23 protein-coding genes and 1 tRNA gene are annotated in these 20,549 nt (G+C 67.3%); 15 read left to right on the forward strand and 9 right to left on the reverse strand.

Features of this window, described 5'->3' with window-relative positions:
• Positions 1–104 precede the first annotated feature (104 nt).
• Positions 105–731: a LysE family transporter gene (locus DES44_RS18500; RefSeq protein WP_058933338.1), complete on the reverse strand. Its 627-nt coding sequence runs from the start codon at positions 729–731 to the stop codon at positions 105–107.
• Between the two features lie 160 nt (positions 732–891).
• On the opposite strand from DES44_RS18500, the gene radA reads away from it, so the two are divergent.
• The 7 genes from radA (at position 892) to DES44_RS18535 (ending at position 6,113) form a co-directional block, all read left to right on the forward strand.
• On the forward strand, positions 892–2,253 hold the full coding sequence (gene radA, locus DES44_RS18505) for a DNA repair protein RadA (protein WP_058937111.1): 1,362 nt from the start codon (positions 892–894) through the stop codon (positions 2,251–2,253).
• A 151-nt stretch (positions 2,254–2,404) separates the two neighbouring features.
• Entirely contained in the window at positions 2,405–2,830 is a 426-nt protein-coding gene (locus DES44_RS18510) for a hypothetical protein (RefSeq protein WP_058933337.1), read from the forward strand.
• Positions 2,831–2,861: 31 nt separating this feature from the next.
• Positions 2,862–3,785, forward strand: a complete 924-nt coding sequence (locus tag DES44_RS18515) for a branched-chain amino acid transaminase (RefSeq protein ID WP_058933336.1) — start codon at positions 2,862–2,864, stop codon at positions 3,783–3,785.
• 14 nt (positions 3,786–3,799) lie between these two features.
• Entirely contained in the window at positions 3,800–4,006 is a 207-nt protein-coding gene (locus DES44_RS18520; protein WP_058933335.1) for a zinc-finger domain-containing protein, read from the forward strand.
• A 13-nt stretch (positions 4,007–4,019) separates the two neighbouring features.
• Positions 4,020–4,481, forward strand: a complete 462-nt coding sequence (locus DES44_RS18525; RefSeq protein WP_058933334.1) for a YybH family protein — start codon at positions 4,020–4,022, stop codon at positions 4,479–4,481.
• 8 nt (positions 4,482–4,489) lie between these two features.
• Positions 4,490–5,563, forward strand: coding sequence for a YheT family hydrolase (locus DES44_RS18530; RefSeq protein ID WP_058933333.1), 1,074 nt, complete (start codon positions 4,490–4,492; stop codon positions 5,561–5,563).
• Between the two features lie 25 nt (positions 5,564–5,588).
• Entirely contained in the window at positions 5,589–6,113 is a 525-nt protein-coding gene (locus DES44_RS18535) for a DUF2946 family protein (protein WP_058933332.1), read from the forward strand.
• A 147-nt stretch (positions 6,114–6,260) separates the two neighbouring features.
• On the opposite strand, the gene DES44_RS18540 is transcribed toward DES44_RS18535, so the two are convergent.
• Positions 6,261–6,821, reverse strand: a complete 561-nt coding sequence (locus tag DES44_RS18540) for a c-type cytochrome (RefSeq protein WP_058937110.1) — start codon at positions 6,819–6,821, stop codon at positions 6,261–6,263.
• 351 nt (positions 6,822–7,172) lie between these two features.
• On the opposite strand from DES44_RS18540, the gene DES44_RS18545 reads away from it, so the two are divergent.
• The 4 genes from DES44_RS18545 to DES44_RS18560 all read left to right on the forward strand — a co-directional run bounded on the left by DES44_RS18545 (position 7,173) and on the right by DES44_RS18560 (position 11,392).
• A tRNA-Arg gene (locus DES44_RS18545) sits at positions 7,173–7,247 on the forward strand.
• Positions 7,248–7,757: 510 nt separating this feature from the next.
• Complete coding sequence (locus DES44_RS18550; protein ID WP_058933331.1) at positions 7,758–8,870, forward strand: hypothetical protein; 1,113 nt, start codon at positions 7,758–7,760, stop codon at positions 8,868–8,870.
• A 279-nt stretch (positions 8,871–9,149) separates the two neighbouring features.
• A complete protein-coding gene (locus tag DES44_RS18555) occupies positions 9,150–10,277 on the forward strand; it encodes a hypothetical protein (RefSeq protein ID WP_147307137.1) in 1,128 nt (375 codons plus the stop codon).
• Positions 10,278–10,360: 83 nt separating this feature from the next.
• Positions 10,361–11,392, forward strand: a complete 1,032-nt coding sequence (locus DES44_RS18560; RefSeq protein WP_058933329.1) for an aldo/keto reductase — start codon at positions 10,361–10,363, stop codon at positions 11,390–11,392.
• Positions 11,393–11,411: 19 nt separating this feature from the next.
• On the opposite strand, the gene DES44_RS18565 is transcribed toward DES44_RS18560, so the two are convergent.
• On the reverse strand, positions 11,412–12,380 hold the full coding sequence (locus DES44_RS18565) for an AraC family transcriptional regulator (protein WP_058933328.1): 969 nt from the start codon (positions 12,378–12,380) through the stop codon (positions 11,412–11,414).
• A 99-nt stretch (positions 12,381–12,479) separates the two neighbouring features.
• Between DES44_RS18565 and DES44_RS18570 the strand changes: the two genes are divergently transcribed.
• Positions 12,480–13,229, forward strand: a complete 750-nt coding sequence (locus DES44_RS18570) for an SDR family oxidoreductase (RefSeq protein WP_058933327.1) — start codon at positions 12,480–12,482, stop codon at positions 13,227–13,229.
• Here the strand turns inward: DES44_RS18570 and DES44_RS18575 are convergent.
• The 4 genes from DES44_RS18575 to DES44_RS18590 all read right to left on the reverse strand — a co-directional run bounded on the left by DES44_RS18575 (position 13,165) and on the right by DES44_RS18590 (position 16,516).
• Positions 13,165–13,884, reverse strand: a complete 720-nt coding sequence (locus DES44_RS18575; protein WP_116001756.1) for a sulfate/molybdate ABC transporter ATP-binding protein — start codon at positions 13,882–13,884, stop codon at positions 13,165–13,167. The genes DES44_RS18570 and DES44_RS18575 overlap by 65 nt on opposite strands.
• Positions 13,885–13,895: 11 nt before the next feature.
• Positions 13,896–14,564 (reverse strand): molybdate ABC transporter permease subunit, encoded by a 669-nt coding sequence (modB, locus tag DES44_RS18580; protein WP_058933325.1) that lies wholly within the window; start codon positions 14,562–14,564, stop codon positions 13,896–13,898.
• Between the two features lie 12 nt (positions 14,565–14,576).
• Positions 14,577–15,320, reverse strand: a complete 744-nt coding sequence (modA, locus tag DES44_RS18585) for a molybdate ABC transporter substrate-binding protein (protein WP_058937109.1) — start codon at positions 15,318–15,320, stop codon at positions 14,577–14,579.
• Between the two features lie 278 nt (positions 15,321–15,598).
• A complete protein-coding gene (locus DES44_RS18590) occupies positions 15,599–16,516 on the reverse strand; it encodes an MBL fold metallo-hydrolase (protein WP_058933324.1) in 918 nt (305 codons plus the stop codon).
• Between the two features lie 72 nt (positions 16,517–16,588).
• Between DES44_RS18590 and DES44_RS18595 the strand changes: the two genes are divergently transcribed.
• The 3 genes from DES44_RS18595 to DES44_RS18605 are packed head-to-tail and all read left to right on the forward strand — an operon-like array spanning position 16,589 to position 17,843.
• Positions 16,589–16,957: an ArsR/SmtB family transcription factor gene (locus DES44_RS18595; protein WP_083525218.1), complete on the forward strand. Its 369-nt coding sequence runs from the start codon at positions 16,589–16,591 to the stop codon at positions 16,955–16,957.
• 3 nt (positions 16,958–16,960) lie between these two features.
• Positions 16,961–17,395: a YeeE/YedE family protein gene (locus DES44_RS18600; RefSeq protein WP_058933323.1), complete on the forward strand. Its 435-nt coding sequence runs from the start codon at positions 16,961–16,963 to the stop codon at positions 17,393–17,395.
• A 22-nt stretch (positions 17,396–17,417) separates the two neighbouring features.
• Positions 17,418–17,843, forward strand: a complete 426-nt coding sequence (locus tag DES44_RS18605) for a DUF6691 family protein (RefSeq protein WP_058933322.1) — start codon at positions 17,418–17,420, stop codon at positions 17,841–17,843.
• A gap of 1 nt (position 17,844) precedes the next feature.
• Here the strand turns inward: DES44_RS18605 and DES44_RS18610 are convergent, their stop codons facing one another.
• Positions 17,845–18,201 carry a winged helix-turn-helix domain-containing protein gene (locus DES44_RS18610; protein WP_232309898.1) on the reverse strand — a complete coding sequence of 119 codons (357 nt, stop codon included), beginning with the start codon at positions 18,199–18,201 and terminating at the stop codon, positions 17,845–17,847.
• On the reverse strand, positions 18,198–20,402 hold the full coding sequence (locus DES44_RS18615; RefSeq protein ID WP_083525217.1) for a sensor domain-containing diguanylate cyclase: 2,205 nt from the start codon (positions 20,400–20,402) through the stop codon (positions 18,198–18,200). The genes DES44_RS18610 and DES44_RS18615 overlap by 4 nt, the downstream gene beginning before the upstream one ends.
• Between the last annotated feature and the right edge of the window lie 147 nt (positions 20,403–20,549).

Genomic DNA, 20,549 nt, shown 5'->3' on the forward strand with positions numbered 1-20,549 from the left:
CCGGGGGGCGGCGGCAGCGAAACCGGTTGACGAGGGTCGGACAGCGCGCGAGAGCCGGCGACGGGTCGCGCGCTGGTGCAGGTCAGGGGCAGGTCAGGGTCAGCTCAGGTGCGTTTGATGGTGGCCAGGAGCGTGCCGGCCGCAATGAACAGCGAACCGAAGACCCGGTTCAGCATCTTGAGATGGGACTCGGAGCGCAGCGCCGACAACACCCGTGCCGCCAGGGCGGTGTAGCCGGCCATCACCACCGCATCGGTGAAGGACAGGGTGGCGGCAATGACCGCGTATTGCGGGGCCAGGTGCTGGTTCACGTCCAGGAACTGCGGCACGATGGCCAGCAGGAACACGGTGCCCTTGGGATTGACCGCGTTGATGCCCCAGCCGCGCCGCACCAGCTGCCAGCGGGTGACGGGCTTGTTCTCGCCGGTCTGCGCCACCAGCGGCTTGCCGGGCGAGCGCCACTGCTGCACACCCAGGTAGATCAGATAGGCCACGCCCACCCACTTCACCAGCAGGAAGGCCTGCTCAGAGGCCTTGATCAGCGCACCCAGGCCCACGCCCACCAGCACGATCTGGGTCAGGATGCCCAGGATCAGGCCGAGGGTGGTGAAGTACCCGCGCCGGAAGCCGTAATTGAGTCCGGAGCTCATGGCCGCAATGGCTCCCGCGCCCGGGGACAGGCTGATGGCCCAGGAGGCTGCGAAAAACTGCAGCCAGACTGACAACTCCATGATGGACTCCTAAAGGAGCCGGCGTTTTAGCATGCCGACATCGGCTTGACGATGGTCACAGCATGTCAATTGTTGGGGTCTGTGCGCGTCCGGGCGGTCTGGCGTGCCGCAGTTGGCATCCGAGACGCGGCCGGCGGGGCACAGCGGCGACAATCGCGGGATGGCTTCCCCCAAGACCCACTACGTCTGCTCCGAATGCGGCGCCTCCAGCGCCAAATGGCTGGGCCGCTGCCCCTCCTGCAGTGCCTGGAATACTTTGGTCGAGACCGTCGCGGAGAGCGGCGGGGCGGCAAAGAACCGTTACCAGTCCCTGGCGCGGAGCCAGCCGGTGGCCACCCTGTCGGAGATCGAGGCCAAGGATTTCGACCGCACCCCCACCTCGCTGGAGGAACTGGACCGGGTGCTGGGCGGCGGCATCGTCACCGGCGGCGTGGTGCTGATCGGCGGGGACCCCGGCATCGGCAAGTCCACCCTGCTGCTGCAGGCGGTGGATGCGCTGTCCCGCCAGATGAAGGTGCTGTATGTGACCGGGGAAGAGTCCGGCGCGCAGGTGGCCATGCGTTCCCGCCGGCTCGGGCTGGATGGCAGCCAGGTGCGGGTGCTGGCCGAGATCGGGCTGGAGAAGATCCTGGCCACCATCGAGGTGGAAGCGCCGGACTTCTGCGTCATCGACTCCATCCAGACCCTGTATTCCGAACAGCTGTCCTCCGCCCCCGGCTCGGTGGCCCAGGTGCGGGAATGCGCCGCGCAACTCACCCGCACCGCCAAGGCCACCGGCTGCGCGATGGTGCTGGTCGGCCACGTGACCAAGGAAGGTGCGCTGGCCGGACCGCGTGTGCTGGAGCACATCGTGGACACGGTGCTGTATTTCGAAGGGGACACCCACAGCAGCTACCGGCTGGTGCGGGCCATCAAGAACCGGTTCGGCGCGGTCAACGAGATCGGCGTCTTCGCCATGACGGAAAAGGGCCTCAAGGGCGTGACCAACCCGAGCGCCATTTTTCTGTCCACCCACGGCGAGCCGGTGCCGGGCTCCTGCGTGCTGGTGACCCTGGAAGGCACCCGGCCGCTGCTGGTGGAGCTGCAGGCGCTGGTGGATGGCGGCGGGCCCAGTCCGCGGCGGCTGTCCGTCGGCCTGGACCGGGACCGGCTGGCCATGCTGCTGGCGGTGCTGCACCGGCATGCCGGCGTGGCGACCATGGACCAGGATGTCTTCGTGAATGCCGTGGGCGGTGTGCGGATCACTGAACCTGCCGCTGACCTGGCCGTGCTGCTGGCCATCCAGAGCTCACTGCGCGGCAAGGCGCTGCCCAAAGGCTTCATCGCCTTCGGGGAAGTGGGCCTGGCCGGCGAGGTCCGGCCCGCGCCACGCGGGCAGGAGCGGCTCAAGGAAGCCGCGAAACTGGGGTTCTCCGTGGCCGTGGTGCCTCAGGCCAACGCGCCCAAAAAGCCGATCAACGGCCTGACGGTGCATGCCGTGGCCCGCATCGAGGACGCCATCGAGATCCTGCGAGGCATGTGACACTTATGCGCCCCGAATTCCCCATTCAGCCCCCCTACTACGCCGTGATTTTCAGAAGTCAGCGCACCCCCTCCCGACCCGACGACGGACAGGGCACCGTCATCCGCCTCCTCACTGCGGCAGGGGATGAGCCCTCGCAAGGAGGCCAGGCATGAACCGCTGGTTCGGAGTCGCGCTGGCGGTGGCCGCCGTGGCGATCGGCATTGCCCTGTACGGCTGGAAGGGCGCAATCCTGGCGCTGTCGCTGATCGTGTTCTGGCTGCTGCTGCAGTTCAGCCAGTTGATGAAGGTGATGCGCACCGCCAATGAGTCGCCGCTGGGCCATGTCAGCAGCGCCCTGATGCTGCAGTCCCGCCTGCATCCCGGCATGACGCTGGTGCAGTTGATCCGCTTGTGCCGCTCGCTGGGGGTGAAGGTTGCCCCTGACACCTACCGCTGGGCCGATGCCGGCGGCGACGCCGTGGAAGTCGTGCTCAAGGCCGGCAAGGTGACCCACTGGACGCTGATCCGGGCGCAGGACGACAAGGTCGTGGACGCCGACGCGACGGAAACGCCATCCCCGGACGGGCTTGCATAAAATCCGGCACTTTGACGCACAAGGAATTCCCATGTCTTTGGACGACCGCGACGGCAAGATCTGGATGGACGGCGAGCTGGTGGACTGGCGCGATGCCAAGATTCATGTGCTGAGCCACACCCTGCACTACGGCTGCGGCGCCTTCGAAGGCGTGCGGGCCTACAAGACGGACAAGGGCACCGCCATCTTCCGTCTGCGCGAGCACACCGAGCGCCTGTTCAACAGCGCCAAGATCCTGCGCATGAAGCTGCCGTTCACCGTCGAACAGGTGGAAGAGGCGCAAAAGCAGGTCGTCCGTGAGAACCAGCTGGAGAGCTGCTACCTGCGCCCGCTGACCTGGATCGGCAGCGAGAAGCTGGGCGTCAGCCCCAAGGGCAACAAGATCCACCTGATGGTGGCCGCCTGGGCCTGGGGCGCCTACCTGGGCGAGGAAGGTCTCAAGCGCGGCATCCGCGTCAAGACCAGCAGCTACACCCGCCACCACGTCAACATCACCATGACGCAGGCCAAGGCGGTGAGCAACTACACCAACTCGATCCTGGCCAACATGGAGGCCACCGACGACGGCTACGACGAGGCCCTGCTGCTGGACGCCTCCGGCTTCGTGTCCGAAGGCGCGGGCGAGAACCTGTTCGTCATCAAGAACGGCGTGGTCTACACGCCGGACCTGTCGGCCGGTGCGCTCAACGGCATCACCCGCAACACCATCTTCCACATCTGCCAGGACCTGGGCCTGAAGCTGGTGGAAAAGCGCATCACCCGCGACGAGGTCTACATCGCCGACGAAGCCTTCTTCACCGGCACGGCGGCCGAAGTCACCCCCATCCGCGAGCTGGACCGCATCGAGATCGGCATCGGCAGCCGCGGTCCGATCACCGAAAAAATCCAGGCCGCCTTCTTTGACATCGTCAACGGCCGCAATCCCCGTTATGCACACTGGCTGACGCTGGTGTGAGAGAGACCTGCATCATGACCCAACCCAAATCTGTCGTCGAAGTCTCCGCCAAGGACCTGCAAGGCCCTGGCGTGGTGTTCTGCCCGAACCCGAAGATGCCGCTGTGGAGCAACCATCCGCGGGTGTTCATCGACCTGAGCCATGGCGGCGAAGGCCAGTGCGCCTACTGTGGCACCGCCTACCGGCTCAAGGCCGGCGAAGTGCTGCCCGCCGGTCACTGACCCCGGCCACCCCATGGTGCGCAAACCCCAGTCCGCCCTGCTGCTGGCCACCCCGGAAGATTCCGAGGCGCAGTTCTACGAGGCGCTGCAGACGGCCGACCTGGAGCGGCTGATGGCGATCTGGGGCGAGGAAGACGAAGTCGCCTGCGTGCATCCGGGCGGGCCCCGCGTGGTGGGCGCGCCCGCCATCCGTGCCAGCTTCGCGGCCATCTTCGCCCGCGGCGCCATCCCGGTGCATCCGGAGTGCCAACGGCGCCTGGTGGTGGGTGACACGGCCATCCATCACGTCCTGGAGCGGGTGGAGATCGCCACGGAAGCAGGCATGGAAAGTGCCTGGGTGGTGGCGACCAATGTCTACCTCAAAACCGCCCTCGGCTGGCGCATGGTCTCCCACCATGCCAGCCCGGGCACGACGCAGGACGTGAAGCAGGAACCGTCGATCGTCTCTTCGGCAACGCCCACGACGCTGCACTGAAAGGCGCCATGCAGTATCACGCACCGTCCTGGTTGCCGGGCGGTCACGCCCAGACCATCTGGCCCGTGCTGTTCTCCAAGCGTTTCACCGGGCCCGCCCCCCAGTTCAGGCGCGAGCGATGGACCACGCCGGACGGCGATTTCGTGGATGTCGAACGGCTGGTGGAAACCGGCCCGGCCACTGGCACGGCAGCGGACGGCTCCCCGGTGGCGATGCTGTCCGCCGCCGCCGGCGGACGGCTGGTGGCCGGTGCGCCCTCGGCGGCAGCGGCCGACATTGGGTCGGAACGCCCGCTGCTGGTGCTGTTCCATGGCCTGGAAGGCAGCGTCGACAGCCAATATGTGCAGGCCTTTGCCGCCGTGGCGGCCGAGCGGGGCTGGGCTTTTGCCATGCCGTATTTCCGCGGCTGCTCGGGCGAGCTGAATCTCGCGCCGCGGGCCTACCACTCCGGGGATTACGAAGAGATCGGCTGGATGCTGGGCCAGCTGCGCGCCGCCCATCGGGGACCGATGATCGCGGCGGGCGTCTCGCTGGGCGGCAATGCGCTGCTGCGCTGGGCCCAGGAGGCTGGCGACGATGCGCGTCGGACGGTGCAGGCGGTCTGCTCCATCTGCTCGCCGCTGGACCTGACGGCAGCCGGCCATGCCATTGGCAAGGGCTTCAACTACTGGGTCTACACCCGCATGTTCCTCAAGACCATGCGGCCCAAGGCGCTGAAGAAGTTGCGGCAGCATCCTGGGCTGTTTGATGAAGAGAAGCTGCGGCGGGCCCGCAATCTCTATGAATTCGACAACATCTTCACCGCGCCCCTGCATGGGTTCCGCGATGTGGATGATTACTGGCTGCGCGCCTCGGCCAAGCCGCATCTGTCCCGCATCCGCGTGCCTGCGCTGGTGTTGAATGCGCGCAATGATCCCTTTGTGCCGGCGCACAGCTTGCCGGAGCAGAGCCATGTGGGTCCGTGCGTCACCCTGTGGCAGCCGCAGGATGGCGGCCATGTCGGCTTCCCCTCGGGCAAGCCGCCGGGCCATGTGCGGACCATGCCCAACAAGGTCTGCGACTGGCTGGCCTGCGCGCTCTGACCCGTCCCCCGGAGGTTGAACGGCCATGGATCCCATCGTTGAAGCGGCCCTCAAGAAGTGGCCGAACGTCCCGCATTGCTATGGATGGCTGGCGCTGGATGCGCGCGGCGACTGGTACATGCGGGATGAACGCATCCAGGCGGCCGGGCCGTTTCCGGCGGTCAAGGGCAGCCGCATCACCCACGACAAGCTGATCGGCTTCATCCACCGCAACTATGCGGTGGATGAGCACGGCTGCTGGTTCTTCCAGAACGGACCGCAGCGGGTGTATGTGCAGCTGGAGGCGGCGCCGTGGATCTGGCGACTGCAGCCGGATGGCCGGGTGCTCAGCCACACCGGGCAGGCCGCGCAGGTGGCGTCGGGCTGGCTGGATGAGCAGGAGCGGCTGTTCCTGATTGCCGACATCGGGCTGGGGCTGGTGCATACCCAGGACATGGGGCCGGCGGCCGATGCGATCGAGGCGGGGGTGTGGTCGGTGGAGACGACCACGCACCAGGCGCTGCTGTCGCGTTGCGGGGTCGTGTTGGCGCCGGCGCCTGGTGGTGGCTGAAAGCGCTTGGTGCGTCCCAAAGCCAAAGCGCTTGGTGCGCACCAAAGCGGCTGAGAGCAGTAGCTGAGAGCGCCTGAAAAAACGCTTCATGCGTTCGACAACGCCCGAAAGCGCCTGGAGGAACCTCAAGGCGCCCGAGGCTGGCGCTTATTGCGAAGCAGCGGACGCCGCCACCGGCGCCTTGGGTTCTTCCAGCTTGCCGCCTGCGTTGTTGGCCATGTAGACCACCGCACGGGCGATTTCATAGTCGCTGGCTTCACCGCCGCCTTGAGGCGGCATGGCGCCCTTGCCCTTGAGGGCGGAGTGCAGCAGGGTGTCGAAGCCGGTCTTCAGGCGCGGGGCCCATGCGTCGGCGTCGCCGAACTTGGGCGCGCCCAAGGTGCCAGTGGCATGGCACGCCGCGCACTGGGCCTTGAAGATCTCTTCGCCGGTGCGGAAGACCGCAGGGCCGGACATGTCTTTCAGGTCGATGGTGCCGACGGGCTGGATGCGGGCGGCGACGGCTTCGGCATCGGTGATGTCGCTGCCGGCGGCGGGCTTGACGTCGCTGGAGACGTAGTTGGCGGCCAGCACCAGCACCGCGATGGGAATCACGAAAGCGAAGAACACAGCGGCGATCAGCTGCTTGGGCGTCTTGATCGGCCCTTCATGTGCGTCGTGCGCCTCAGCGGCGTGCGTGGCGGGAGACTGATCGTGGGTTCCGCTCATGGAGTCCTCGTTGCGATGGGCTGTGGCAATGGCCGTGTGCAATGGCCGTGTGCGATCGGCGCGTTGCAAAAGGCTGGCGAACTGGAGCTGCCCGGCGGACCTGGCCCACCGGCTGGCCCGGGCTCAAGAACCGGGCGAAAAACCGAGCAAAGTATAGCCAGCGCACCTCTTTGGCACCCTGGGGCTTTCGTCAAGAACGAGCGATGTTGGTGCGTGGCTTGGCGAACAATGGCGGGTCGTGGGGTCTGGTGTTGCGCTGGGGCGCGAGAGGGGGGCGGGCGGCCCGGGGAAGGCCTTGTTTGGGCGAATCCGCCAGAAGCCCTCAGAACATGGCTAGAATGCGTGTCTGCCGCGACCGTGGTGAAGTGGATATCATTGGGCCCTCCGAAGGCCTAGTCGCAAGTTCGATTCTTGCCGGTCGCACCAGCCAGCCTTGGCTGGATCTGCCCAAGCGCACGTCATCAGCGCTCGTCATCAGCGCTCGTCATCAGCGCTCGTCATCAGCGCAAGCCCACGCACAACCGTGGCGCTCGGCACTGGCCTCCCCCGCACGTCCAACCGCTCCCGGTTCATCTGCTCCCGGCTCTCGGTTCCCAGTTCATCTATTCCAAGGTCGTCCTCTGGATCGCTTCACGGCGAGCGCCCTACGGCTTGACTGGCCTCCTCCATCACCGCACGGCGCACGTCAGCCGCCATGGCACTCTCACGCGCTCACCACGTACCGTCGCTGCTACGCCCCTTCCCCCCCAACGCCCCTTCTCAGAGCGCGACTTTCGTCTCACCTTTGTGAACGATCTTGAAGTTGCGTGAATCCCCACTCCTATACTTCGCGCCGCCTCAAAGCCCAGCCGGTCATCCCATCGACCGAGCGATACAAGCCGCGCGCATCGCACTGCATATCAAACCATGGGCAGGCCATTACCCCGGGAGGAAATCATGATGTCATTCAATCGCCAATCGGCGTGTGTACTCGCGGCCGTCGCCGCCCTGCTGGCCGGCTGCGGCGGTGGCAGTTCCGACAACGCCAGCGACACCAACCCCAACACGGGCGTCAAGCCGACCAACCCGACGCCGCCCACCACGCCCACGCTGAGCGCCAATCAGGCCGCCTTCGAGGAATTCGTGCTGTCGCCGGGCGGCGGCAGTTACCTGATGCACTGGTCGGTGTCGTTTTCGTCGCCTTCGAAGGGGCGAATCCTCAACCTGTTCGCAGACTCCACCACCCTGAATGCCTCGCCGTTGACCAACGGCCCGCAGACCAGCGTGGAATCCGACCCGGTCAACCTGACCAAGACGCTGTCGCTGCCCACGCAGTCGCCCACCCGCGTGCTCAAGGACGGCGTCATTCTGGTGGTGCCGGCCAAGGGGCTGGTCAATCGCATCACTTACGTTGGCAACGACGTGCGCGTGGATGCTCTGGCAGAAGACAAGACGACGGTCGCCTATTCGGCCCTGCGCAGCAACTACGAGACGGTGGCCCTGACCGGCCCCCTGACCAGTGCGCCGCAGGACTTCCTGCGCTTCCACGATTCACTGCTGAAAAATCCGAACGTGACGGCGACGGGCGCCACCTTCCTGCCGGGCGCCAAGTACACGAAGTTCACCAAGACCAACCTCGGTGACCGTTACAACGCCTTCGATTGCAATGCCGCCACCACAACGGCCAGCATCTCTCCCTGCGCCTCCAAAACGTCGCTGACCGCCGCCCTGACCACAGGCCTGATTTCCAACAGTGACGGCAAGACCTATCGTCTGGCCGACGGCACCGTCAGCACCGTTGGCGGCGTGCAGGTGTGGGTGGCCACGGCGCCGCGTCCCAAGGCTGCCATCCTGGCCAGCTATGACGAATACCGCATCTACTTCGAGCTGGGTGGGAACGTCTACACCGGCAGCCTCATCAAGGACGGCGCCGTGATGGGAAGCAGCTTTTATGTGCCCAACCCGAACAGCACCGCCACGTCCGTGGTCGACTTCATCACCCCGCTGCCTTACGACCTGCGCATGAACAAGGCCGCGCTCGACAGCATCGCGGGTGCGCTGACGATCTGACGTGACGGCGGGGCCGCTGATGGCCCCTTTCGGTCCGCCCCTCAAAGGCCCCCTCCCGGGGGCCTTTTTCACATCCGCGCGGAACGTCCTGACCCGCGCCTGCTGGGCCGCGGTCGCGCCGCGCCAGGGCTGCCGACCCTGCCGACCCTGCCAAAGCGCCTATCCGGTTTTCGACGTTCATTCATTCGTCACTCCTATACTGCGCCAGCCTGAAAAAGCCGGCCGTCCTTCGACGGAACAACGGTCAGGCCGATAAGCATTCATTAATGGGAGGACTCCATGACTTCATTCAATCGCCAATCGGCGTGTGTACTCGCGGCCGTGGCCGCTTTGCTGACCGCCTGTGGCGGCGGCAGTGCTGATTCGTCACCGGACACCAAAGGCCTGTCCGCACGCGCGGCCGATGCGCAGACGCCTGCATCGTCACCCGCAGACACCCCCACCCCTACCCCGACCTTGAGCGCCAACCAGGCCGCCTTCGAGGAATTCCTGCTGTCCCCGGGCAGCGGCAGCTACCTGCTGCATTGGACCCTGTCATATACCGGCTTGCAGTCATCGCTGGTCACTGCCTATTCGGATTTCACGACGCTGCCGCTGTCGCCGCTGACCAATGGTCCGCAGACGAGCGCGCAGTCGGAACCGTTCAATATCTCCAAGACCCTGCGCAATCCGACCTTGCTGCCCACGCGCGTGCTCAAGGGCGGCAAGATCCTGGTGGTGCCGTCGAATGGCCTGATGAACCGCACCTCGTACGTCGGCAATGACGTCCAGATCGATGCATTGGCGGAAGACAAGACCACCGTCGCGTATTCCGCCATTCGCAGCAACTACGAGACGGTCTCGCTGACCGGGACGATGGCCACCACGCCGGCGGACTTCGCCCGCTTCCACGATCCGCTGTTTGGTAATTCGAAGGTGCTGGATGCCACGGCCCCTTACGCCGCTGGCGCGAAGTACATCAAGTTCACCAAGACCAATCTGGGGGACCGCTACAACGCCGGCGACTGCCAAGCCGCCACGACCACCGCCAATGTCTCGCCTTGCCGCATCGGCACGACGCTTCTCGCGACCATGACCTCGGGCCAGCGCTCGAACAGCGACGGGGTGACCTACTACCTGGCCGATGGCACCGTGCGTACCGTCGATGGGGTGCAGATCTGGGTGGCCAATGCGCCGCGGCCCAAGTCCGCGACCCTGAGCTATACCGAAGAGTTCCGCATCTACTTCGAGCTCGGTGGCAATGTCTACACCGGCTCGCTGATCAAGGACGGCACGGTGCTGGGCGGCAGCTATTACGTCTCCAACCCAAGCGCCACGACCCTGGTGGACCGCCTGACCTTCCTGCCGTATGACATCCGCCTGAACAAAGCGGCGCACGACAGCATCGTCAGTGCCATGAAGATCTGACGGTCAATTCCCTGCGCCTTCCGGGACTTCGCAGCTTCCATTAGGGTGCTGACTTCACAATCCCACACCACAGGAAGGCCATCATGGAATTTCGACAACTGGGCCGCTCCGGCCTGAAGGTGCCCGCACTCAGCCTGGGCACGGGCACCTTCGGCGGCAGCGGTGAATTCTTCGAGCGCTGGGGCACCACGCAGGTCGAAGAAGCCCGGCGGATGGTGGACATCTGCCTGGAGCATGGCCTGAACTTCTTCGACACGGCCGATGTGTATTCCGCCGGTCGCTCCGAAGAAGTGCTGGGCCAGGCCTTGAAGGGCCGACGCGATCAGGCCTTGATCTCCAGCAAGGGCACCTTCACCATGGGCGACGGCCCCAATGATGTGGGCTCGTCCCGTTACCACATCACCCGGGCCGTGGAGGCCAGCCTGCGGCGGCTGGGCACCGACCACATCGACCTGTATTTCATGCATGGGTTCGATGCCCTCACCCCGGTCGATGAAACCCTGCGCGCGCTGGACGACCTGATCACTGCCGGCAAGATCGGCTACATCGGCGCGTCCAACTTCTCCGGCTGGCATCTGATGAAGTCGCTGGCCACGTCGGAGAAATACGGCCTGGGCCGCTATGTGGCCTACCAGGGCTACTACTCGCTGATCGGACGCGACTATGAATGGGAGCTGATGCCCCTGGCGCTGGACCAGGGCGTGGGCACCATGGTGTGGAGCCCGCTGGGCTGGGGCCGGCTGACCGGCAAGATCCGGCGCGGCCAGGACACCAGCAGCGGACGCATCGCCTCGGGCGGCGCGGTCGGCGGACCGCCGGTGGACGACGAGCATCTGTTCCGCGTGGTGGACGTGCTGGATGAGATCGCCCGCCAGCGCGAGAAGACGGTGGCGCAGGTGGCGCTGAACTGGGTGCTGCGCCGTCCGTCGGTGGCCAATGTGGTGATTGGGGCGCGCAACGAGGAGCAGCTCCAGCAGAACCTCGGCGCGCTCGGCTGGGAGCTGTCCGCCGAGGACATCGCCCGTCTGGACGACGCCAGCCACAAGGAGCCGGCCTATCCCTACTGGCATCAGAAGGGGTTTGCGTCCCGCAATCCCAAGCCGACGCGCTGGTGAGCGTGAGCTGGCGCTCCGGTCAGGCCGCAGCGGAGCGCTGGTGGCGCACAAATCGCCCCGGCGGCTGACCCACATGGCGAGTGAAAGCCACGCCGAAGGCACTGACTGAGCGGTATCCCACCCGCTCGGCCACCTCGGCAACGGCCTGGCCGTCCCTCACCAGCATCTGCCGCGCCAAGGCCATGCGCCAGGACAGCAGGTAGGCCTGCGGCGCCATCCCCACGACGCGGCCGAAGCGCTCGAAGAAGGCGGATCGTGACAAGGCCGCACGACGAGCCAGCGCCTGCACCGTCCAGGGGGTCTCGGGATGCTCGTGGATGGCCCTCAGCGCCTGAGCCAGCCGCGCGTCGGCCAATCCGCGCACGAGGCCCGGCGTGGAAGCCGTCTGCGCCGTGGCGCGAAAGGCCTCCACCAGCAGCACCTCGAGCAAGCGCGCGGTGATCAGCTCGCGGCCCGGCCGCTGCGCGCGGGCTTCGTCGCCCAGCAGGTGCACCAGGCTGGCCAGCCGGGGGTCGCCGCGGACATGGATCCATCGCGGCAGCAGGGAGACGAGCAGCGAGGCATCGACGGCGCCGAACTCGCAGCTACCCACCAGCAGCCGGGTGTCGACCGGACCGTCCGGATTCCCCACGCGGGCGCCTCCCGCCATGGCTTCGATCGGCGTGAGGACCGTCTCATCAGGCCCCGGCGGCAGGCGGTCCAGGCTGGATGTCGCAAACCCCTGGGAGGCCGGCAGCAGGACAAAGTCGCCCACCTCCAGCGTCAGCGTCTCACCGGACGTAGGCGCAGTGTCCGGCGCCTGGGCCTCCCCGTGTCCAACCACGGGAGCATCGACTCGCAAATGACAGCCGCCCTCCAGCACCACCAGATAAAACGGCCGACCCAGCTCGGATCGGCGGACGGCCCACGGTGCAGACGCGACCACCTGCTTGGAGAACGGCGCCGTCGGCTGCAGCAGGGTCACCACCTCGGCCAAGGGATCGGTCATCTGGACGATCTCGACAAAATCACGGAGGGTGCAGTGTAGTCAGTCCGGTCTGTCGCTTCTATCGTTGGCGCCTTCTCCACGGTATCCAGCGAGTGCCTTATGACCTCCCCTTCCACCGTCCTCATCACCGGCTGCTCCTCCGGCTTCGGCCTCGAGACCGCGCGGCTGTTCCTCGACCGCGGCTGGCGGGTGATCGCCACCATGCGCCAGCCCCAGGCGGACCTGCTGCCCCGGTCCGACCGCTTGCGGATGCTGCCCCTGGATGTGATCCAGCCGGACAGCATCGCCGCCTGCCTCCAGGAGGCCGGGCCGCTCGATGCCCTGGTCAACAACGCCGGGGTCGGCATGCTGGCGCCGCTGGAAGGCACCTCGCTGACACTGGCGCAGGAGCTGTTCCAGACCAATACCCTGGGCACCCTCGCCATGACGCAGGCCGTACTGCCGCAGTTCCGGGAACGGCGTGCGGGGGTGGTGGTGAATGTCACCTCCAGTGTCACGCTCAAGCCGCTGCCGCTGTTGTCGGTCTACACCGCCAGCAAGGCGGCAGTGAATGCCTTCACCGAATCCCTCGCCCTGGAACTTGCGCCTTTCGATGTCCGGGTGCGGCTGGTGCTGCCGGGTCGCGCGCCCACTACCCGTTTCGGCGCGAATGCCATGACGCGCATGCCGGGCCAAGTTCCGCCAGCGTATGCCGACTTCACGCAGGCGGTGTTCACCTCGCTGCGAGACCTCGACGCGCCCACCACCCAGGCCATCGACGTGGCGGAAGCCGTCTGGCGAGCCGTCACCGACCCGACGGCGCCGATGCGACTGCCTGCGGGCTCGGATGCGGTGGCGCTGGCGGGGTGATGCACCCATCGGCCAGATGCAGCGTCTGTTCCCCGAATCGGTCCAGGTCCGCCGGATCATGGGTGATCATCAGCATGGGAATGCCGATGTCATCCAGCAGCGCCTGCAGCTCCGCACGGGTCTGTTCCCGCAGGGAGGGGTCCAGCGCGGAGAACGGTTCATCCAGCAGCAGCGCACGCGGCTCGTTGACAAGCGCGCGGGCCAATGCCGTACGCTGCCGCTGACCGCCGGAAAGCTGGTGCGGCCACTGGTCCGCCACCCGGTCCAGGGCCAGCGCCCGCAGCCAGCGGTCCACGGCCGGCCCACCGGCGGACGGGCGGGGACTGAGCCAGCCCCGCTGCAGACCAAAAGCGATGTTCTGTCGCACGCTCAGGTGGGGGAACAGTGCGTAGTCCTGGAAGAGATACCCGAGCCGGCGCGCACGGGCCGGCACGTCGATGCGCCGGGCGGCATCGAACAGGAGCTCGCCCTCGACGAGGATGCGGCCCTCATCGGGCCGGAGCAGACCGGCCACCGCCTGAAGCGTCAGGCTTTTGCCAGCACCGGACGGGCCGAAGATCACCGTGCGCCGCGCCTGGGTTTGAAAACGGATGTCCAGCTCGAACACGCGGCCGGGCGCGCCAACGCGCTTGCGCAGGGCCACGTCAAAACTGATGGGTGCGTCGCTCATGCCGCACTCCGGGGTCGCGCCAGCCGCCCTGCACTGAGCAGCACCACCACGCAGGTGATGGAGATGATGATCACCAGCAAATTGGCGGTGTCATCCTGCCCGGCCTGAACGGCTTCGTAGACGGCGATGGACAGCGTCTGCGTCTTGCCGGGGATGCTGCCCGCCACCATCAGGGTGGCGCCAAATTCTCCCAGCGCCCGGGCGAAAGCCAGCAGAAGGCCCGCCAGCACGCCGCGCCAGGCCATCGGCAGCGTGACGCGGAGAAACAGGGCCCACTCGCCCAGGCCCAGCACACGGCCGGCTTTTTCCAGCTGCGGGTCCACGCCTTCGAAAGCAGCGCGGGCCGACTTGGCCACCAGCGGAAACGACACGATGGCGGCGGCCAGCACCGCGCCCTGCCAGGTGAAGATCAGCTGCACGCCGAAGTGCTCGTACAGCCAGCCGCCCAGCCAGCCGCGCCGGCCGATCACCACCAACAGGTAGTAGCCCAGCACGGTCGGCGGCAGCACCATCGGCAGGGTGAGCACGGCATCGGCCAGCTCGCGCCCCGGAAAGCGCCAGCGCGCCAGCGCATAACCGGCCCCCAGACCGAGGACCAGGTTTAGCAGCGTCGCCCATCCGGCCACCTTCAAGGACAGGGCCAGCGCGATCCAGGCAGCCTCCATGCCGGGCCCGCGTCAGGGCTTGCCGAAGCCGTACTTCGCCAGCACGGCCTGGCCGTCGGCGGAGACGACGAAATCGATGAAGGCCTTGGCGCCCGCCGCATTGGCGCCCTGCTGCACCACGGCGATCGGGTAGCGGATCGGCAACTCGGTGGGGACGGTGAGCACGACGCGGACCTTGTCCTTCTGCACCCGCGCATCCGTGCCATAAACAAAGCCGGCTTCGGCTTCGCCCCGGGCCACGTAATCCAGCGCCTGACGGACGTTCTGCGCATACACCGCCCGCGGCTCGACCACCGGCCACAACTTCGCGGCTTCCAGCACCCCCTTGGCATACCGGCCGGCCGGCACCCCTTCAGGTTTTCCGAGGGCGATGCGCTTCACGCCGGGCTGCTGCAGGTCGGCCAGGGCACGCAGGGGCAGTCCCCCTTCCAGCGGGGTGATCATCACCAGCGAGTTGCTGACGAAATCGCGGCGGCTGCCGGGCGCCAGCAGTTGCTGCTGCTGGGCGCGGTCCATGGTGTCCTGATCGGCGGACGCCAGCACATCCACCGGCGCGCCCTTGGCGATCTGGGCCAGCAGGGCATCGGACGCTGCGAAGTTGAGCTGCACCTTGCTGCCCGGGTGACGGGCTTCAAAGGCCGGCGCCAGTTCCTTGAATGCGTTGGTCAGGCTGGCTGCGGCCGATACGGTGATATCGGCCGCGCGGGCGGCGCCGCAGGCTAGGCCCAGTCCCAGACTGACGCCGACCGCCAGCATCGACCCCCAGGCGCCCCGGCGCATAGCAGCACGTCGAGCCGCGGCGGGTGCGCCGCGCAGGCCCCCGGTGGGGCCTTCGTGATCCAAGGGGGACGGTCGCTGCGATCGAGTCATGGGCGCTCCTGAAAACACCGGCGGACAGGGGCGCGATGTCGGAGCGCAATATATCGCAGGATATGACGCTGGGTGCGTGCAGGGCTACCGGAGATCTTCACAGCGCCCTCCCAGCGTTTCTCATCAGCAGCAGGCGCGGCATGTCACGCCGCGTCTGCGCGTCTTCATGGACTGGCTGCTGGAGGTGTTCCCGCAGCCGCTGAGCCAGCCGGGCGGCCCAGCACGTTGAGCGGAATCTTGAGATAGCTCACCCCGTCGTCCTCCGGCGGCGGCAACTGCCCGGCGCGGATGTTCACCTGCAGGGAAGGCAGGATGAGGGTGGGCACCTCCAGCGTCGCATCCCGCGCGGTGCGCATGCGGACGAAGTCGTCTTCACTGACGCCGTCGTGCACATGGATGTTGCGGGCTCGCTGCTCGGCCACCGTCGTCTCCCAAGCCGGCGCGCGTCCACCGGGCGGATAGTCATGGCAAACGAAAAGGCGGGTGCGCTCCGGTAGCGCCAGCAGGCGGCGCACCGACCGGTACAGCTGCCGCGCATCGCCGCCCGGAAAGTCCGCCCGCGCCGTGCCGACATCCGGCATGAACAGCGTGTCGCCCACGAAGGCCGCGTCGTCCATCAGGTAGGCCATGTCCGCCGGCGTGTGTCCGGGCACCAGCACCGCCTGCGCCTCCATCTGGCCGATGGTGAAGATTTCGCCGTCGCGGAAGAGATGGTCGAACTGGGTGCCGTCCGGCAGGAAGTGACGGTCCAGGTGGTAGAGGCGCTTGAAGGTGCTCTGCACCTGCGTGATCTGCTCCCCGATGGCGATGCGTCCGCCCGCCTGCTCCTTGATGTAGCGCGCGCCGGAGAGATGGTCCGCATGCGCATGCGTCTCCAGGATCCACTGCACCGTCAGGTCGTTGTGGCGGATGTAGGCCAGCAGACGGTCCGCCTGCTCGGTGGAGGTGCGGCCGGATTTCATGTCGAAGTCCAGCACCGGGTCCACCACCGCCGCGCAGTGGGTCGCGTTGTCGCTGACCACGTAGGAGACGGTCCAGGTTTTGTCGTCGAAAAACGCATGAACAGTGGCACGTGCGGACATCACATCTCCTTCAATCTATTGATTGATAGTTTATTGATTGATATATTGAAGTCAAGTTCAAGGAGCGTCTCCATGCTGACCTCGTCCCCTCTCCCTCCCGCATCAGTCGGTGCCGCAGCGCCGGATGTTCCGCCCCATGCGCTGGACATCGAGGCCCTGCGCGCCGCCGCCGGCCAGGCCGTCAAGGCCCTGAAGGTGATGGCCAATGAAGACCGGCTGCTGTTGCTGTGCCAGTTGTCGCAAGGCGAGATGAGTGTCGGCGAACTCGAAGCCGCGCTGGACATCCATCAACCCACCTTGTCCCAGCAACTGGGGGTGCTGCGTAACGAAGGCGTGGTGAACACCCGGCGGGACGGCAAGCGCATCTGCTACAGCCTGGCCGACCCGCGCCTGCTGCAGATCATGCAGCTGATGCATGCGCTGTACTGCCCGAAGGACTGAGCCATGACGCTGGACCTGGCCTCTTTCACCCCGTGGACGTCGCTCGCCGGTGGCGTGCTCATCGGCGTCGCAGCGGCAATGCTGGTGCTGCTCAATGGCCGCATCGCCGGCATCAGCGGCATCGTCTCAGGGCTGCTGGCGCCGCGTCCGCAGGAAACATCCTGGCGGCTGGCCTTTGTAATCGGCCTCATGGCCTCGCCCGCGGTCTATGCCTGGGTGGCCACAGTGCCGGACCTGCACATCACCGCGAGCTGGCCCTGGCTGGTGCCCGCCGGGTTGCTGGTGGGCATTGGCACGCGGTATGGATCGGGCTGCACCAGCGGACACGGCGTGTGCGGACTCTCCCGTCGCTCGCCCCGGTCGCTGGCCGCCACCGCCGCCTTCATGGGCGCCGGGTTCCTGACCGTCTTCATCGTTCGCCACCTGCTGGCCGTTTGATGGCCCCCCGACTGGAATCCCCATGAGCCTTTTCACCGCCCTGCTGTCGGGCCTGATCTTCGGACTGGGCCTGCTGCTGTCCGGCATGGCGTCGCCGGCGAAGGTGCTTGGCTTTCTCGACCTTGCCGGCGCCTGGGACCCGTCCCTGGCGCTGGTGATGCTGGGCGCCGTCACCGTCGGCCTGGTCGCCTTTGCCGTGGCCGGGCAGCGGTCCCGGTCCCTGCTGGACCTGCCGATCCAGGACCCGCCCCGTCACCGCATCGACCGCCGGCTGATCGGCGGCAGCCTGCTGTTCGGCATCGGCTGGGGCCTGGCCGGCTTCTGTCCGGGCCCGGCGCTGGTGGCCCTGGGCATGGGCAGCGGGCAGGCGCTGGTGTTCTTTGCGGCCATGCTGGCCGGCATGAAGGCCTTCGACTGGATCGAGCGGCGCCGCGCGCCCCCGGCGTGACTCAATCCGCCAGCATCTTCGTCAGCGTGCGGATGTCATCGGCGCAGTGCGCCTGGGCCCGCGCCTCGATCTGCCGGTAGAGCGCCACCAGCGCGCGCCCGCTGTCCGTCAGCACACTGCCGCCGCCCTGTGCCCCTCCCGCAGCGGTGGTCACCGCCGGCTCGCGCAGTGCGTGATTCAGCTCGTCGATCAGCAGCCAGGCCCGCCGGTAGGACATGCCCAGCGCCTTGGCCGCCGCGGTGATGGAACCGGCCTGGTCCAGGGCCTCCAGCAGCGCGATCTTGCCGGGGCCGATGGCCACCTGCTCGCCCTGCGTGATGCGCATGCGCAGCTTGAATTCGGGGTGGACCGCGCTCATCCCCACGGGGTCTCCGTGGACGCGGCTGCCGCAGGGGGCGCCATGTGCCAGCAGCCCCGGCCGGACGCCTTGGCCGCATACAGCGCATCATCGGCACGGGCCAGGAAGGCCACATCGCTTTCAGAGTCCGCCGTCGTGCAGGCCACGCCGATGCTGGTGGACAGGTGCACGTCGGCGCCCATCACCTCCAGCGGCGCCTCCACCGCGCCCAGCAGCTTTTGCGCAAGGGCACCGGCCTCGGTGGGGGTCTTGAGGTTCTCGACAATCAGCACGAATTCGTCGCCCGCCAGGCGGCACAGCACATCGGTTTCCCGCACGGCGGCGCGCACGCGCGCGGCGAAGGTCTGCAGCACGACGTCACCGGCCGCATGGCCCAGGGTGTCGTTGACCTGCTTGAAGTGATCCAGGTCCATGAACATCAGCGCCAGCATGTTGCCGCTGCGCCGGGCGCGGGCCAGTGCTTCGGACAAACGCTGGTCAAACTGGCGCCGGTTGGGCAGGCCGGTCAGCGGATCGACGCGGCTGAGCTGGTCCAGCTCCCGCTCCACCTGCTTGAAAGCCGTCACGTCCGTGCTGAGGGTGTAGACCCCTGCCACGGTGCCGTCCGCCCGCAGGTCGGGCACGTATTCGGTGAGCAGGTCCCGCATCACGCCGTTGGACTCCGAGCGTGTCTCGAAGCGCTGCCGCACACCGGCCAGCGCGCCCTTGAGCGCCGGCAGGCGCTGCTCGTACAGCACCGGGCCGATGGTCTCCAGCAGCGTCTTGCCGATGGCGGCTTCCGGCTCGGTGCCCAGCCAGGTGCGGAAGGTGGCGTTGAGGAACCGCAGTCGCTGCTCGGCATCGATGTAGGAAATGAGCACCGGCAGGTTGTCCGCGATGGTGCGCAGCCGGCGTTCGCTGGCTTCCTGACGCTGCATGGCGTCTTCCAGCGCCAGCGTGCGCGAGCGCACCCGCTCTTCCAGCGACGCATGGAGCTGCGCCAGGGACGCTTCCTGCTGGGCCTGGCGGCGGGCCAGCTCGGTCAGCGCATGGGACAGCACGGCTGCTTCCCGGTAGCCCCCCACCTGCGGCAGGGCCTCGTCGGTGAGGTGCTGCCGACGCGCGATCGCCCGCGACAACTGCTTGAGCGGCTGCGCCAGCCGTCGCGCCTGCCACCAGCACAGCGGGACCGCCAGCGCCAGCAGGATGAGCGCGGTGTAGAAGATCTGCCGGCGCAGGCGGTAGTAGTCCTCCAGCGCGATGCTCACCGGCTGCCGCACCATCACCGTCCAGCCCAGGCCCGGGTAGGACCCATAGCCTTGGGTCGGCACGGTCACGGCAAAGTATTCGTTCCCCTCGACCATCTGACGACGCAGGGCGGACGAAGGGTCGTCGGGCAAGGCCATCTTCTTGCCTTCCATGTTGGCGGGACCCAGGATGACCGAACCGTCCCGGGCCAGAATCAGCGCATCCGCCTGATGACTCGCCATGGTGGAGTCGATCAGCTCCGACTTGATCTGCCGGGCCCAGCTCCAGCTCAGGTGCGCGCCGAACACCCCGCGCGGCTGGCCGTTGTTGTCCATCAGGGGAAGGGCGAAGTCCACGAAGCGCCACGGGTCGCTTTGGCGCGGCAGCAGCCGCTCCAGCAGCACGGCGGCATGCACGTCGCCCACAAACGGCCCGCGCTGGGCGCCCTGGAACCAGGGTCGCTGCGACACGTTCACCCCGTCCAGCAGGCCGCCGGCGGCGGCCAGCACCTTGCCTTGCGTGTCGGTCACACCCAGCCAGGCGAAATGGTCGAAGCCGATCTGGATCTGGTCCAGCGCCCGGCGCATGTCGGCCGGACTGCCGCCGCGGAAGGTGTCCAGCTGGGCCAGCACCCGCACTTCCTTGAACTGCTGGGCCATGCCGCGATCCAGGGCGTCGCGGAAATCCATGCCCACCTGCCGCAGCGACTGCACCGCCCGGCGCTCCGCATGGGCGCGGGCAAAGGTCTCGATCAGCACGGCAGACGCCAGGATGGCCACCGCCACCGCCGTCAGCACCACTGCCGTCAGCCAGCGGCCCATCGAGGCCCGCGAACCGCGTTCGGGAACGAAGCGGTCCTCCCCGGCCGCGGCGAGGTCCGGCGCGGGCCCGGGACCCGGGCGACCGCTGTGGGAGGAAGGTGCGGAGGCCGCGGAGGGGGAGGCTGCGGCCTCGGCCAGGGTCGGAGTCTGCATGCGGCATTGTGACGAGTTGCCAGGGCCCGACGCAACGCGGGATAGTGCCAGCGCACCACAGCGGCGCCTATGTGCACCTGCGCACTCTCACTGATCGCCAACCGCACCAAATTCGGTCATGCTGGGACGGTCCCGGGTGGGCACGCC

This window comes from Roseateles depolymerans (genome assembly GCF_003387155.1).
In the GTDB taxonomy this organism is placed as follows: domain Bacteria; phylum Pseudomonadota; class Gammaproteobacteria; order Burkholderiales; family Burkholderiaceae_C; genus Roseateles; species Roseateles depolymerans.

Coding starts and splice junctions, on each gene's coding strand:
- DES44_RS18500 (WP_058933338.1), bottom strand. CDS start 731: ATGGAGTTGTCAGTCTGGCTGCAGTTTTTCGCAGCCTCCTGGGCCATC.
- radA (WP_058937111.1), top strand. CDS start 892: ATGGCTTCCCCCAAGACCCACTACGTCTGCTCCGAATGCGGCGCCTCC.
- DES44_RS18510 (WP_058933337.1), top strand. CDS start 2,405: ATGAACCGCTGGTTCGGAGTCGCGCTGGCGGTGGCCGCCGTGGCGATC.
- DES44_RS18515 (WP_058933336.1), top strand. CDS start 2,862: ATGTCTTTGGACGACCGCGACGGCAAGATCTGGATGGACGGCGAGCTG.
- DES44_RS18520 (WP_058933335.1), top strand. CDS start 3,800: ATGACCCAACCCAAATCTGTCGTCGAAGTCTCCGCCAAGGACCTGCAA.
- DES44_RS18525 (WP_058933334.1), top strand. CDS start 4,020: ATGGTGCGCAAACCCCAGTCCGCCCTGCTGCTGGCCACCCCGGAAGAT.
- DES44_RS18530 (WP_058933333.1), top strand. CDS start 4,490: ATGCAGTATCACGCACCGTCCTGGTTGCCGGGCGGTCACGCCCAGACC.
- DES44_RS18535 (WP_058933332.1), top strand. CDS start 5,589: ATGGATCCCATCGTTGAAGCGGCCCTCAAGAAGTGGCCGAACGTCCCG.
- DES44_RS18540 (WP_058937110.1), bottom strand. CDS start 6,821: ATGAGCGGAACCCACGATCAGTCTCCCGCCACGCACGCCGCTGAGGCG.
- DES44_RS18550 (WP_058933331.1), top strand. CDS start 7,758: ATGATGTCATTCAATCGCCAATCGGCGTGTGTACTCGCGGCCGTCGCC.
- DES44_RS18555 (WP_147307137.1), top strand. CDS start 9,150: ATGACTTCATTCAATCGCCAATCGGCGTGTGTACTCGCGGCCGTGGCC.
- DES44_RS18560 (WP_058933329.1), top strand. CDS start 10,361: ATGGAATTTCGACAACTGGGCCGCTCCGGCCTGAAGGTGCCCGCACTC.
- DES44_RS18565 (WP_058933328.1), bottom strand. CDS start 12,380: ATGACCGATCCCTTGGCCGAGGTGGTGACCCTGCTGCAGCCGACGGCG.
- DES44_RS18570 (WP_058933327.1), top strand. CDS start 12,480: ATGACCTCCCCTTCCACCGTCCTCATCACCGGCTGCTCCTCCGGCTTC.
- modB (WP_058933325.1), bottom strand. CDS start 14,564: ATGGAGGCTGCCTGGATCGCGCTGGCCCTGTCCTTGAAGGTGGCCGGA.
- modA (WP_058937109.1), bottom strand. CDS start 15,320: ATGCTGGCGGTCGGCGTCAGTCTGGGACTGGGCCTAGCCTGCGGCGCC.
- DES44_RS18590 (WP_058933324.1), bottom strand. CDS start 16,516: ATGTCCGCACGTGCCACTGTTCATGCGTTTTTCGACGACAAAACCTGG.
- DES44_RS18595 (WP_083525218.1), top strand. CDS start 16,589: ATGCTGACCTCGTCCCCTCTCCCTCCCGCATCAGTCGGTGCCGCAGCG.
- DES44_RS18600 (WP_058933323.1), top strand. CDS start 16,961: ATGACGCTGGACCTGGCCTCTTTCACCCCGTGGACGTCGCTCGCCGGT.
- DES44_RS18605 (WP_058933322.1), top strand. CDS start 17,418: ATGAGCCTTTTCACCGCCCTGCTGTCGGGCCTGATCTTCGGACTGGGC.
- DES44_RS18610 (WP_232309898.1), bottom strand. CDS start 18,201: ATGAGCGCGGTCCACCCCGAATTCAAGCTGCGCATGCGCATCACGCAG.
- DES44_RS18615 (WP_083525217.1), bottom strand. CDS start 20,402: ATGCAGACTCCGACCCTGGCCGAGGCCGCAGCCTCCCCCTCCGCGGCC.